The organism is Pseudomonas sp. TH31, from assembly GCF_016650815.1.
Lineage (GTDB): Bacteria > Pseudomonadota > Gammaproteobacteria > Pseudomonadales > Pseudomonadaceae > Aquipseudomonas.
Window position 1 is genome coordinate 398264 of sequence record NZ_JAEKEZ010000029.1, and the last position, 13465, is coordinate 411728.

The window sequence follows — 13465 nt, forward strand, 5'->3', positions numbered from 1 at the left end:
ATTGCCATCGGTCCTGTCCAGAGCCGTCGTCAATGCTGATAGGCCGTTGATGCTGATAACGGCACTTTGCCGAGCATGGCCGGGAGGTAGAAACGCCATGGTTTCAAGTCGCAGCGTGCGCGTGGATGTGGGCACTCGAAACACCACTTCGGCAACGGTCCCCTCAGACCAGGTGCCCCAGAGTTCAGAATCGGACCAGCCGTTGGCCAGCAACACCTTTCCATTACCACCCAAATTGAACAGTTTTTTTGCCCGGGCTCGATGGTAGGTAAAAAATCAGTTGGCGGAACCTGTGCAATCAATTGCGGGCAATCAGCACATTGCTTCCAGCCGGGTGCCAACACCGTAAAGCCATCAATTCTGGCGAAGAGATCCGTCTGGGTATTGACGGTCGCGACGGCCTGAAGCAGTGCGCGATTGTCGAGCAGATACAACGAGTCAGCATCGTATTGCCCCGTAGCGAACGCCCGGCTCGCCTTCTGGTCGGCCTGCCCCCATTGTTTGAGATCCATGCGCCCCAGATACACGGCATCGGTAGATAACCCATATTTACCCGCAAAAGCGGCAACGTGCATCCACGCCGGAGACAGATTTTGCGGCACGACCCAGCGCACTTTCCGGTAATGGGAAACCGCGCTTTTCCAGAACGGATCGACGAAGGGTGTTGCCCACTCAGAAGCCGGCTCCACCATCAGTCGCTTGCGAATAATCGACCAGCCGCTGTGGGTATCCATCACCTGCAGCAAAAGCGCAATCGTTAGCAAGTACGTCGCGGTTCGTGGCCGATTGGCCCGAATCACCAGGAAAATGATCGTCAGGATAACTGCGTAGTAGACCGGCCAGAACATCCGCCCCGAAGCACGAAAAATGTTTGCAATTTTGATGACCACCGCAGGCAATGGATAGGTAAATTCCAGCGATCCGATAGCGATGTGGTTTGAAAGCGAAAAAATTCCCAGGCACGCCAATGCGAGCAGCAGCAAAGGCCGTTTGCGCAATGCAGCGCCAAACCCGGTGTTGCCTTGCAGCCAGCCAACCAAGGCACATATGGCCAAAAACAGCAGCCCCAGCCCCAGAAAACCATACCCCTCGCCATCACCCAGGGCGCCTGGAAGATCCTTCAATAGATAGGACCAGGTGACGGGGGTAATCAACGTCAACAGATTGGTGCGGTACAGACCGAAGCCATCCGAAATCGCACCGTCCCCCCGACGGTGAAATATGCAGCTTGCCAGCAACAGAAACTGACCAGCAAAAACAGCAGCGCCAACTCGATGCCCACTGCACGCAAGGTCAGCTTTTGCTTGAAGTACTTGGCGGCAAGATCGGCAATCCAGATCAGCGCGACCATGGCCAGGAAATACGCATGGATCAACGCCGCCGCTGCCAGCAATGCGCCCCAGGCCAAGCGTCGCCTACGCAGGAGCGGGTTCAGACTCAGGTACAACGAGGCAAGAATCAGAAAATGCCCGCCCAGGGACAAATGCACCGTCATGCGCATGATCATCGGCGGTACAAACAGGAACAACACGGTGCTTGCAGCGCGTATGCCGACACTTGGCGTAATCAGCCCCACCAGTTTCCAGGCGAACCATGCCTGGAGGACAAAACAGGCCAGGAACCAGATCCCGAAATACTGGAAAGGCTCCGGCAATAGCGAAGCAAACGGTTTGAACAAAAAAGCCAGCAGCGGATTGGAGTCAGAGAAAATGATGCCATTGCTCAACTCCAACCCGTAAGTCGGATTCAGGCCTATCGGGAAGGTCCACGGCGACTGCCGGAAAAACACCCAGCCCAGATAATGCGTCGCCGGGTCGCCGCTGCCCAACCAGGCAATATTTTGTGGGTTAAGTGCCCGCGGCCCTATGACGAGAAAAAACGCCAACACCCCAATCAGCAATGGAAGCAGCGTCACAGCCAGGCGCTTTCCAGAATCCTTCATCGATACGTCCAAAAGTTGTGCAATACAAAGGTGAAGGCCGGAATGGTCAACGCCACCGCGCCAATCCCCAGCAAATAATTGAGCCCGGCCATTTGCGCGGCCCAGGCCACGAACATCGCCAGTAAAAAGCCTGCGCCCGAGACCATCATGAAGCGCAGCAGCGTGCGGCCATGCAGCCGTGCGGAAAAGCTCCAGGTGGTGTTGATCACGTACGACACCACCGTTGCCACGGCAAATGCCACGCCATTGGCCAAGGGCGGCATCGGAATAACAAAGTTGATGAACAGCACAGCGACAAACGCGTGAAGCGCAGTGACAAACAACCCGGTCACGGCAAACCTCAGCGATCTTTTGATCAGCGCTGATTTTTCGGCCGGCGTCACGGCTTCTGCGCCAGCACAAACACCGTCAGCCCGGCCAGGCGATTCGCGCCCATGAACGGCAGCTCGATGCTGCACAAGGTCTTTAGAATCGAGTTCACCACGCGATGATGCTGCTTGAGCTGCGAGCGCGGCGGCGACGGCTGCGCGCCTTTGGGCAAAAGCCGCAACGTCGCCGCAATCGGGAACACCGCACCGAAATAATAGGCGCCCTGCTTCACCGTCAAACCGGCGTCCCGGGCCACGGTTTCAAACTGCGCCAAGGTATAGCGACGTTTGTGTTCGAGGAAGTCATCGTGCCCGCTCCAGAGAAACTGGAACGCCGGCACGGTCATCAAAAAACGGCTGCCGGACGGCACTTTATCAACGTAAGCCTTGAGCAACCCGACGTCGTCGTCGACATGCTCCAGCACGTCCATCAACAGCACCAGATCGGCGTCCACCGAATCGATACCGCGACGGTAGTGCACCGGTTTACCTGAGGTGGTGGCGTCCGAATCCGCGTCGTAGCTGATGTCCACGCACCAGGCTTCGTTCGCGGCAGTATGGCTCAGCAGGTGGTGGGTAAAAAACCCGGAGCCGGCACCGACATCGAGAATTTTTTGATCGGGGTATCGCCCAGCAAACGCTTGGTGGCCGCTGCCTTTGACGCGTAATACCAATGCTGGTCAATGCTTGAACCGAGGATGTCGGTTTCCTTGAGATCCATGGTTCAGTCCTTGCCGTTATAGACACGACGCACCAGGTAAACCGGCCGGCGCTTTGATTCGATGTAGGTGCGGCCCAGGTATTCGCCGAGCACCCCGATGCCGATCAGTTGCAGGCCACCAAGAAAGGTCACCGCCACCATCAGCGAGGCGTAGCCCGGTAAATCGATCCCGGAAATCAAGGTGCGCAACACAATGAAAATGGCGAACGAGAACGACACCAGCGACACGAACAAGCCCAGGTAGGTCCAGATCTTGAGCGGGTCGGTACTGAAACTGGTAATGCCTTCCAGCGCGAAATTCCACAAGCGCCAACCGTTGAACTTGGTTTCACCGGCCACCCGCTCCGGCCGCTCGTAATCGACATGCGTGGTGCGAAACCCGACCCAGGCGAACAAGCCCTTCATGAAACGCCGGGACTCGGGCAACGACTCCAATGCCTCAACCACGCAGCGATCCATCAGCCGGAAGTCACCGACATCTTTGGGCAATGGTTGATCAGAGATTTTGTTGTGCAGGCGATAGAACCAATTGGCCGAGGTTTTCTTGGCCCAGGAGTCGGTGCTGCGACTCACACGATGACCCAGCACCACTTCATAACCTTGCCGCCACAGGGCAATCATTTGCAGGATGACTTCAGGTGGGTCCTGCAGATCGGCATCAATCGGCACCACCACCTGGCCGGAGGCGGTCTGCAAGCCAGCGGTCAACGCCGCTTCCTTGCCGAAATTGCGACTCAGATCAACGACACGCACACGCGGATCAGACTGCTGATGCTCAAGCAGCAAGTCCAGCGTCGTGTCAGTACTGCCGTCATTGACGAACACCATCTCCAGACTTACCAGCGCCTCAGCGTTGAAGACGTCAGTAATCCGCGCGATGAACAAGTCGATGGTCGCCGCTTCATTGAACACCGGGATAACGAGCGAAAGCGCCACGTGCCCGGCCAGTTGCGTTCCGTGCTGATGAGTCAATTGACTGCTCTTTTTTATAGTGATTGTTCAACAATCTTCGGTCGCCGAGGTGTAATCCAGCGCCATGAGCCGAGTCGTATTAAGCAGGAGCGAGGAAGGTGATGCAAGGGCGAAACTGCGGCGGTTTTGGCCATTCTCCGAAGGCTCTACTGACTGCAGGAAAAGCCCTCGAGTCATTGGGGAAAATACCCGATGACCAAAAACCCGGCGCGTCCAGGCTTGCTCACATGCGGCACACAGGTTGTAGCTATTAATAACGGCAGGGGCATGGGCTAGTGCCGATCAGTTAAGCTAAACACGATCTGTAGCAGCTGGCGCAGCCTGCGTCCGACTGCGAAGCAGTCGTCAATCCAGACGACGCGGTGTATCAGAAAGACCGCGCTCTCAGATTTTACGACGGCTTCGCAGCCGGACGCAGGCTGCGCCAGCTTCTACAAAGCGTGTGTCACCTTGAGATCTTCTTAACTGATCGGCATTAGGGGCATGGGGCCCCACATTTACAGCGTTTCCAGTGATCAACCCGCCCTATCCAAACGCCAAATACCCTCGCCCCCAGCCTTGATCTAGACGCTTGCCATGCTGTATACCTAAAAAGACCCTAAGCCACACCGCAGGAAATAACACCGTCTTATGCATGGAATCACACGTATCGATCGCCTTGCCGGCCCACTTTCCGCATCCCTGATTGCGCACTGTGGGCCTCACGTCAAACGCTGCGCTGGCGCAGCCACAGGGCTGGTTTCTCGCCTCTTTGCACTCCTCGCTTTACACCTCTTGCGACCCTGTTTCGACCGCTGCGCTTATCGGCGCCATCGTTCCATCCCTCCGCCCGCCTGTTTCTGATCGCTAGCCATTGAACCGATGCGTCCTTCTCCCGTTTTTCCGCGGAGTTTGTGCTCGTTTGGCTTTTCTATCTGAACCCGTCACCTCCTGAGCGAGACATCGCCGGTCGGCCTTCGCGCCTCGAACCGTGCCCGTCAGCTCCAGGTCACCCGATTTTGCAGGTGCAGTGCCCCTCATGAGGCGGCTTTGCGTCGAGCCACCCCACGGTACAAGGAGTATCAATCAATGATTTTTTTCCAGGGAAAAAGAATATTCAGCGCCATCTTCGACATGGATGGCACCATGTTTGACACCGAACGCCTGCGCTTCAAAACCCTCAAGCAGGCTTCCAGCGAGATTTTCGGCAAGCCGTTGAGCGAGGAAACCCTGATCGGCTCTCTGGGCTTGAGCGCCAAGAAGGCCGAAGCCCTGGCCAAGGCCCACAACGGTGAAGACTTCCCCTACGCCGAGATCCGCCAGCGCGCCGATGAACTGGAGCTGGCGTTTGTGCGCAATGAAGGCGTCCCCATCAAGCCAGGCCTGCTGGAAGTGCTGGAGCGTTTGCGCAAGTACGGCCTGACCATGGCGGTCGCGACCTCAAGCCGTCGGGCGATCGCCGAGGAATACCTGATCAACGCCAACGTGCTCAAGTATTTCGACATCACCGTGTGTGGCGACGAAGTCAGCCAGGGCAAGCCTCATCCGGAGATCTTCCTGCGGGCGGCCAGTGCGCTCAATTGCGAGCCGGGACACTGCTTTATGGTCGAGGACTCGGAAAACGGCCTGCTCTCGGCCATCCGTGCCGAAGGGCAGCCGATCCTGATCGAGGACATCAAGCCTCCTGCTCCCGAGGTCAAGGCCGGCGCGCTCAAGGCTTACGGCAACATGCAGGAGTTTCTCGGCGACCTGACCGAATGCATGCCCGACCTCGGCACGCCCGAGCTGACCGAAACCTTCCCCCAGGCGCTCAACCAGTTTCGCGTGGGCATCCACGGCTTCGGCGCCATGGGCGGCGGCTACCTGACGCAGATTTTTTCCCACTGGGACGGCTACACCCGCCCCTGCGAAATCATCGCCGCCACCCGTTCGCGCATGCTGCGTGAAACGGTCGAGGCCTTCGGCCGCTTCAGCGTGCGCTACGGTGCCACGTCCTTCGACCAGACCATCGAAAACCTGCGGATGATCGACATGGACGACGCCGAAGCGGTGATCGATATGTACGACGTCGCGGAGATCGTCGGCCTGAGCCTGCCCGAACCGGCGATCCGCAAACAGGCCGACGTGATCGCCAAGGGCCTGATTCGCCGCTTTGAACGCCGTCGACGCGAGCTGACCATCCTGATCGTGCTGAACAAGGTCGGCGGCGCCGCTTTCGTGCGCCGCCACGTCGAAACGCAGTTGCTGCTCCTGGTGTCCCCCGAGACCTGCCAGCAGATCCTTGAGAAAACCCACTTTGCCGAAACGGTCGTCAGCCGAATCGTCTCGAAGATCTCCAATGAGGCCCTGCTCAGGCAACTACGGATCAAATCGAAGATCTTCCAGAACAGCCTGAGCGACGAACCGACAGCCCCACAGGCGCCGACCACCGCCAAGGCGCCCGAGTACGAACGACTGATCGGTCGCTTCCGGCCCTTCGCCCAGTCCAGCAACGCCCTTAGCCAGATGCACCTGATCCTGTTCAACAGCGAGCCGGACATGCCCCTGTACGTCGAGCGCGGCAGCAACCTGCTTGAGCGACTGCGCCAAGTGAAAACCGTGGAGGACATCACCCAGACCCAGGTGATCAAGAATCTCCTGTGGAACGGCCCCCACGCGATCATTGCCTGGTACGCCAGCCTGTTGGGCTATTCGTGGTTGGGCCAGGGCATGGGTGACCCGCGCGTCAGCGCCCTGGCCGAACGCCTGATCCGGGAAGAAGTCGGCCCGGCCCTGGTCGCGGAAAACCCACAAATGTACGAAGCCGTCGCGGGTTTTTCCAAAACCTTCCTCGAACGCTGCAACACATCCTTTAAAGACCCGTGCACCCGAGTCGGCCGCGACCCTTTGCGCAAACTGCAACGCAACGAACGCATCCTGCGCAGCATCGACCTGGCCCGCAAACACGGGATCGACTCCACCGGCCTGGAATTCGGCACAGCACTGGCGCTGCACTACGCCCTGCGCTCAACGGACAGCAAGGATCAGGAGAGCCAGTTGATGAGAACGCTTTACGAGGAGAGCGGGAGTGTAGAGGCGGTATTGACGTACACGGGAAGCTATAACGGCAAGCCCTATCCGGGGCTGGACCCGGTCAGGGATGCGGGGTTGATCGAGGGTGTTGGCGGACACTTCGAGCGGCTGGTGCAGCCCGACTCCGGGCACTGGGGATGGCCGGTACGGGTTAACCAGGAAGAGGTCTAGCGGTTGCAATGTGTCTTGTCCTGCAATAGGTGTAAATCTTATTCAGGACGAGACAACGACCGATATTTTAAAAGCCAGTGTGTAATCACGCTGACTGCGCCTTTTTCCCGAATCCATTGAGTCCTCCTGAAGATAGGTCAGAAGGTGTAAACCCTATTCAGGACAAGACAACAGAAACAAAAAAGCCCCGTAGCTTATTCAGCTACGGGGCTTTTTCTATGTAATGGCGGAGAGATAGGGACTCACCATACTCAACCGTCAAGCCCAACAAACACTGTATCTACTGGCTTTACCGGTGGTTTTACGTAGAATCTTTACGTAGAAAAACGGAGAAAGCGACCATGCCCAAGGCCAACAATCTGCAACTGCAAGGCGGCACGTATCATGTGCGACTGGACATCCCAAAAGATGTACAGGCTGCATTCGGCGGTCGTCGTATCCTGTCACAGACTCTCAAGACGGGATCGCGCTCGGAAGCGCTACACCTGCGATTACCCATCCTGCACGCATGGTGGAGCCAGATAAACGCCATTCGCGATGGCAAGTTACTGGGGGACGGTTGGCAAGAAGACGTAGTGCAGACCCTTGAAGATTTGGATGCAATCACACAAGGACAGAAACGAGCGCTTGTCGGTGAGACTGCCCCGCCGCTGCCCGATGTCGACCCAGCCTTCAAAGCAAAGCTGCTGAACAGTCCCCGTTTCATGGAAGCGATACGGATGCTTGTTGGCGATCACCTCAAGGACGGGATCGGAGGAAGAGTCCAGCTTCAGGACGAACTGAATAAACGACTCAAGGACATTCTGCAAAAGCGTCTTGGTGCTGACTTCAAGCTCACCAACGAACAGTCCCAGGAACTAGACACACTGGTAAAAGACCCGGCCAGCTACAAAGCTCGCTCTCCCATCACGAAGGTACGTTTAGCCTCATTCCGCACCTACAGGCTTGAGCATCACGTCGCACTCAAGACGGTCGATCAGCAGGAGTCGAAGCTGTTGAATCTGTCGGAGCATCTGCAAACGACTGGCACCTCTCTCGACTTCGATTCTGTGAGTGCTTGGCTACAGGCAATGAAGCTCAGCAGCAAGACTAAGCAGCAGTATTTACTTGCTGGGAGTCAGTTTTGGCAATGGGCAATGACGTATGAACCTCAGTGGCGCCAGTCTTTCAAAGGACATGTAAATCCCTTCGAAAAACACACGCTACCCACACTCAAAGGCAAGGCCAAACTTGAGGCAAAACGAAAGGCTTTAACCGTTGAGGAAGTGGGCACTCTGTACAAAGCTGCGAAGGAACAGAACATAGGCGCGCTGCCAGACCTGATCTTGTTGGGGGTGTATACCGGGGCTCGCATCGAGGAACTGTGTCAGCTTCGTAAGGAGCATTTGATTACTGTCGATGGGGTGAAGATGTTCGATATCGTCGATGCAAAAACCGTCGCAGGAATTCGACAGGTGCCGCTGCATCCCAAGTTAACGGCGCTGGTGGATCGACTCAGCAAAGCTTCTACAGACGGTTATCTGGTGCCTACCGACAGCAACAACAAATATGGGATTCGGTCGGACGCACTGTCCAAGGCGTTTGGCAGGCTGAAAACAACGATGGGTTTTGATCGCACACGGGTGTTCCACAGCATCAGGGCAACGGTAATCACCCAGTTGGTGCGAGCTGACGTGCCGGACAGGCTAATCAACGAGCTTGTAGGCCATGAAACCGGCACGGTGACTTTCGATGTGTATTCGGACGGTTCATCACCGAAGCAGAAGCTCAAAGCCATATCGAAGCTGCCTACCTTAACGACTGTTTAAAAACCATCCGGACTCGACGCCACACCAACAAGACCTTCGACAAGGCAGACAGAACCTCGATAAGCCAACGTACATGAGGTACGACTGTTTCAAAAAGTTAACAGGATTGAAGCACGAGCATGAGCGATTGCGCTGGGGATTTGGTGACCCCTCCAAGGTGAAACGGAACACGAGTGGGAACAGATGAAATAGGCCCACGACACGTACGAAAAGAAGTGAGCATTTGCCCCCAGTGAAACGAGCACTGATCGCCTCCTATATATAGAAGGAATTTGCGGTAGGGTTCGTTTGCGCAAAAAAGGACTTGATTGCAGAAAGCAGCGACAAACGACTTACGCCAGCGAATTGACTGCTTTCTCACTTTCGTTACACAGGGTTATCCACAGGCAGTACGTTGCAATACCCCTCCAAAACGCACTATCTTGTGGTCGCCTCCCTACGAAACCCTACATGTTGGGGTTTACGCCTCTTCTGACTCTCATTTCGTGAGAAATCTCTTTCATCGGAGGGAAGTTGCTCGTCTCAAGAACGCAACGGATGGCGTCAATAAAGCCCCACTAAGGCCCTCAAAAGGCCCTCAGAGGCTCTTTGACATAGTTATTAGGGGTCAGTAGGCGGCAGATAAAAAAAGATGCGGAGAATGCCCCGCAGAGGCTTGCACTGAAATCTTGACTTAGACTAAGATGAGCACACGCAAAAAAGCCGCCCATGTGGGCAGCTCTGTTGAAGATGTTCACGAGCAGCTACGTCACGTTTTTCCGGACATAAACGTAGCTACTCGCCCTCTTCCACATGCGTTAGCACGGTCAAGAGAAGGACGCCATTTAACCGAATTGATGCAATTGCGTCAATTGGTGTTTGATCGGTGGTCGTTCCTGATTTTGAACTGTGCGATTCATTAACTCGCATAAGGAACGTCCATTATGGATAGCTTCGAACGTAACACCGTAGGCCAGAAAACCATCCCTGTCCGTCAGTATCGCCGGTTTCGTTTCGGCGAGTGGGAGGATGTCTGTCACCACCACCGTAGTCCGCCTCGTTAAGGCGTAGCGACAAGCCACCAAGCTTGCGCTGATTTGGTGGCCCTCCCCGCAAGACCGATATTTCCAGTACCTGGCCCCGCCCCGAAAAATCCGAACACCTCTCTGAGCTTCTGAGTTTCGCAACGGAAAAATAAGCTGATGGCCTTTTTTCGGCCGTCATGCTGGCGCTGCTTAACGCTCGCCACTACACCATTATCTGATCGCTGGAAAAGCAGAAATAACCTCACCGCTAGAGGCCCTACAACGCTGTCTCAGCGTCTGTTCAACTCAACTGCTTCGTTCAGCAGGCATGAAAAAGCCCGCTCAAGGCGGGCATTGGGTGCAGCAACGATCCGTCAGAACACGAACTCATGGTAAGTGGCGTCAACCTCAGCCTGAGTGAGACCGACGTACACCATCGTCACGGCGGGGCTTGAGTGGTTCAGCACCTTGCAAATCAACTCGATTGAAACGCCTCCGCTATACATGAGCCAGCCGCGTGTCTTCCTCATGGAGTGGGTGCCGAGCTGGATACTCATCTCATCACCGACAGCCTTGAACGCAGTTGCAACCGCTACACGGCTAACGGCCTTGCCCTTGGCCCGGTTGCTGTCCACCTGAAACAAGAACGTGTGGTCTGGGTGCGCTTTCCTACGGCGTCCGATGATGGTCTTGGCCGAGCTGTTCAAATCAATGGAGCGAGTCTTGCCCGTCTTGGCCTCCTTGATCACCAGCCTATCGCCTTGGACATCCTCAAAGGTGAGGCTCAGCAAGTCACTGATACGAAGTGCGGTATTGATACCGAATCGCCATATGTCTGCATACAAAGGGTTGCCTTTGGCGTTGAGGGTCAGCTTGCGAGAAATCGTCTCGGCCTCCCCCTCTGTTTTCACCGCTTCTACGATGTTCATTCTAATTAACACTCCGTGTGATTTTCCTACGATGTGTTAATTAGAGCATGACATGCATGGCGACAGCAAGAGTTTTAAAGGACTGGCTAATTTACACAATAGTATTCTGTTAATTAGAATCTGTATCGGGTCAGGCTTGGCGTATCTGATTGATCGCCTCGGTGATAGCTGCCGCGTTCTTGTCGATGGTTTTCAGCGCGGTCATGACATTCAAATGAACAACAGGCTCACCCTGTAACCTCACCCACAGGGATAACTCTTCGATTGCGGCGGCTAGGGCGTGCTGGTTGTGAAGTAGGAGGGTCAGCACGTCTGCTGTGGCGATTTTGGCGTCTGAGTTGTCTGGCATGGGGGTCGTCCTTGAGGGATGTGAGGGATGTGAGGGAGCCTAGCGACGCCCTCACGATAAAGCTATTTACCCTTTGAAGGCGTTTTCTTCGGTGGCGGGATTGTCTCCACCGTTGTTGTGTTAGGACGCCGATTAGCTTCTTTGATCGGGATGAACTCCCCAGTCTTTGAGTCCCTACCACGCTTGTTAGCCATGCGCTGCTCCTTAATAGCCTATCGCCACGTCGGCGACACCATCAAAGCTAGTTCAGGAAGGTCTTTACGCAACCTGGCCGGGCGAAAGTGTGCCTTTGCGGAAGTCGGTGATTCCAGCTCAAAACTGCCGTTTTGGCACCAAAACCTCAAGTTGAAGCGTTCTCACCGAATCCAGCTTATCCGTTTTGGCTACAGGCAGCGTAGATGCTGGCTTGTAGCTGAATGCACATCATCAATAGAACCTATCAAAACCACTGACACGATAGGTTTTCATAGGCTTTCACCCCGGTTGTTTTGAGTTTCGACGGAGGTTATGGCGCATGCGGCAATCAGCCAGCAACGTCGTTGCCGTTATAGTAAAATGGGCCGGTTAGGCATCCGCCGACATGAAACCAAAGGAGCGGGAAATGGCACATTACGCAATCGCATTTGATCTCGACACCGTAGCGATGAAGGCTCACGGACTGAGCGATGCCGCAAGAACCAAGATTTACCAGACTGAGATTCCGCTAGCTCTGGCTTCGTGTGGGTTCACCGCACATCCACAAGGCTCGCTGTATCACACCGAAGCAGAACAGAATCCTATCACTGCGATCATGCAGCTACAGTCAACGCTGAGTAACAAAGCGCCTCAGTTCTGCAAGTTTGTGAAGCGCGTTCACGTGTTCCGCATGGAAGAGTGGAGCGATGTAACTTCACTGATTGCGAACAAAGTAGCTGCACCAGCTCCAGATGGAGCTGAGGAACTGGCTGAGCAAGAAGACTTTGATCAAGCCGAAGTGAAAGTAGCGTAACGACCAAACTGGCGGGGTGTAGAGCCCCGCTTGTTATCACCATGGCAGAGGCTCCACCTCATACGCCAGCGTATGGCCCGGTAGCAGCACAGGAATGACATCTTGAACGTCTACAGCGTCCAGCTCAGCAGCGAACTCGCGAGCGTTAGCGAGGAATGAGACAGGGCTTTGCAGGGTTACTTCGCTTCGCTCGCGGGTTGCCAACACCCTTGGACGCTGCACTGGCTCCATCCTAAACACGATTGGCCTGTATGGCGGGATACGCTCGCCATTGTCCACGGTGCTTGTGTGACGCTCTACGAACTCGGTTAGCACGTGGAGGATGGCTTCAACAGGCTTGCCGTGGAGCACGTCAAACACTGCCTGTACCTCTTCAGCGTTGAGGGTAGTTCTACTCATGTGCAACGCAGTGAAGGGGCTGACACGCTTGCAAATCACGTCCAGCACTTCGGTTAGCTCTGGGCGGTGTTGAGCGTGACGTTCAAGCTCCTGGGACAACACATTGAATGGCGTAAGGATGGTTGTCTTAATCTGGAATCCACTCCCCTCCTTCCCTTCTAACTTTGCTTTCATCGCTGACAGGGCCTTGGTGCACATGTCGTCGAGGGCGTCCAAGTGAGCGCGTTGTTCTGGCACTGTTGCGTCAAGGTGATCATGTAGCCAGCTCAGCACCTTGTGGCGTTGAGTTGGTTGAATCTTGGCAATCTTCACGACCTCAGCCACTACGTCAGCACCAAGGAAGGCAATGACGCGTTGCACTGTTTGCTTGCGTGGGGCGCCCTTTTCCACTGAATGGCGAGAGACCAAGGCATTGCGGTTGATGCTCAGGCCGTGGCCCCAATACTTGGTGCCGTGATCTCGATTCAGCGTGGATGGGGCCACTACCAAGTTGTCAGGGTGGAACAGGCCAATAGCATTATGGCCTTGCACCGGGTGAATATGAGAGATAGCGAAATCCTTGGTCTCTCCGTAACGGTTGGCCTTGAGCTTGAGCTTGTACACGCCATATAGGGCTACCAGCGAATCCACGGTGTGGCCTGTGAGGATCTGGAGTGTCCCGGCACGTTCACATTCGTAGGCAAGGTGGTAGAAGAAGGCTGAGGTTGTTGCTTTGGCCACTCGGGATACTCGACGTTTCCCCTTGCTGGCTTCCTTCTGGCAC

Annotated in this window: 8 protein-coding genes and 2 pseudogenes; 3 read left to right on the top strand and 7 right to left on the bottom strand. The window is 55.5% G+C overall.

Annotation, left to right across the window (positions count from 1 at the left end):
* Nucleotides 1–29: 29 nt before the first annotated feature.
* The 4 genes and pseudogenes from JFV26_RS35000 to JFV26_RS21240 all read right to left on the bottom strand — a co-directional run bounded on the left by JFV26_RS35000 (nucleotide 30) and on the right by JFV26_RS21240 (nucleotide 4003).
* Nucleotides 30–1942 (bottom strand): annotated as a pseudogene (locus JFV26_RS35000) (DUF6311 domain-containing protein).
* Complete coding sequence (locus tag JFV26_RS21230; protein WP_201195229.1) at nucleotides 1939–2325, bottom strand: GtrA family protein; 387 nt, start codon at nucleotides 2323–2325, stop codon at nucleotides 1939–1941. Before JFV26_RS21230 ends, JFV26_RS35000 begins: the two are co-directional and overlap by 4 nt.
* Nucleotides 2322–3031: pseudogene (locus JFV26_RS21235) on the bottom strand (class I SAM-dependent methyltransferase). Before JFV26_RS21235 ends, JFV26_RS21230 begins: the two are co-directional and overlap by 4 nt.
* A 3-nt stretch (nucleotides 3032–3034) precedes the next feature.
* Entirely contained in the window at nucleotides 3035–4003 is a 969-nt protein-coding gene (locus tag JFV26_RS21240) for a glycosyltransferase family 2 protein (RefSeq protein WP_201195231.1), read from the bottom strand.
* A 1068-nt stretch (nucleotides 4004–5071) separates the two neighbouring features.
* On the opposite strand from JFV26_RS21240, the gene mtlD reads away from it, so the two are divergent.
* On the top strand, nucleotides 5072–7225 hold the full coding sequence (gene mtlD, locus JFV26_RS21245) for a bifunctional mannitol-1-phosphate dehydrogenase/phosphatase (protein ID WP_201195233.1): 2154 nt from the start codon (nucleotides 5072–5074) through the stop codon (nucleotides 7223–7225).
* 341 nt (nucleotides 7226–7566) lie between these two features.
* The gene (locus JFV26_RS21250) at nucleotides 7567–9033 is read left to right on the top strand and encodes a tyrosine-type recombinase/integrase (RefSeq protein WP_201195235.1); all 1467 of its coding nucleotides are present in this window, start codon (nucleotides 7567–7569) and stop codon (nucleotides 9031–9033) included.
* A gap of 1378 nt (nucleotides 9034–10411) precedes the next feature.
* On the opposite strand, the gene JFV26_RS21255 is transcribed toward JFV26_RS21250, so the two are convergent.
* Complete coding sequence (locus JFV26_RS21255; RefSeq protein WP_201195237.1) at nucleotides 10412–10966, bottom strand: tyrosine-type recombinase/integrase; 555 nt, start codon at nucleotides 10964–10966, stop codon at nucleotides 10412–10414.
* Between the two features lie 130 nt (nucleotides 10967–11096).
* A complete protein-coding gene (locus JFV26_RS21260; RefSeq protein ID WP_201195239.1) occupies nucleotides 11097–11315 on the bottom strand; it encodes a hypothetical protein in 219 nt (72 codons plus the stop codon).
* A gap of 601 nt (nucleotides 11316–11916) precedes the next feature.
* Here JFV26_RS21260 and JFV26_RS21265 point away from each other — a divergent pair.
* Nucleotides 11917–12303 (top strand): hypothetical protein, encoded by a 387-nt coding sequence (locus tag JFV26_RS21265; RefSeq protein ID WP_201195241.1) that lies wholly within the window; start codon nucleotides 11917–11919, stop codon nucleotides 12301–12303.
* Between the two features lie 36 nt (nucleotides 12304–12339).
* Here JFV26_RS21265 and JFV26_RS21270 read toward each other — a convergent pair whose 3' ends face one another.
* A complete protein-coding gene (locus tag JFV26_RS21270; RefSeq protein ID WP_201195242.1) occupies nucleotides 12340–13422 on the bottom strand; it encodes a hypothetical protein in 1083 nt (360 codons plus the stop codon).
* Nucleotides 13423–13465 lie beyond the last annotated feature (43 nt).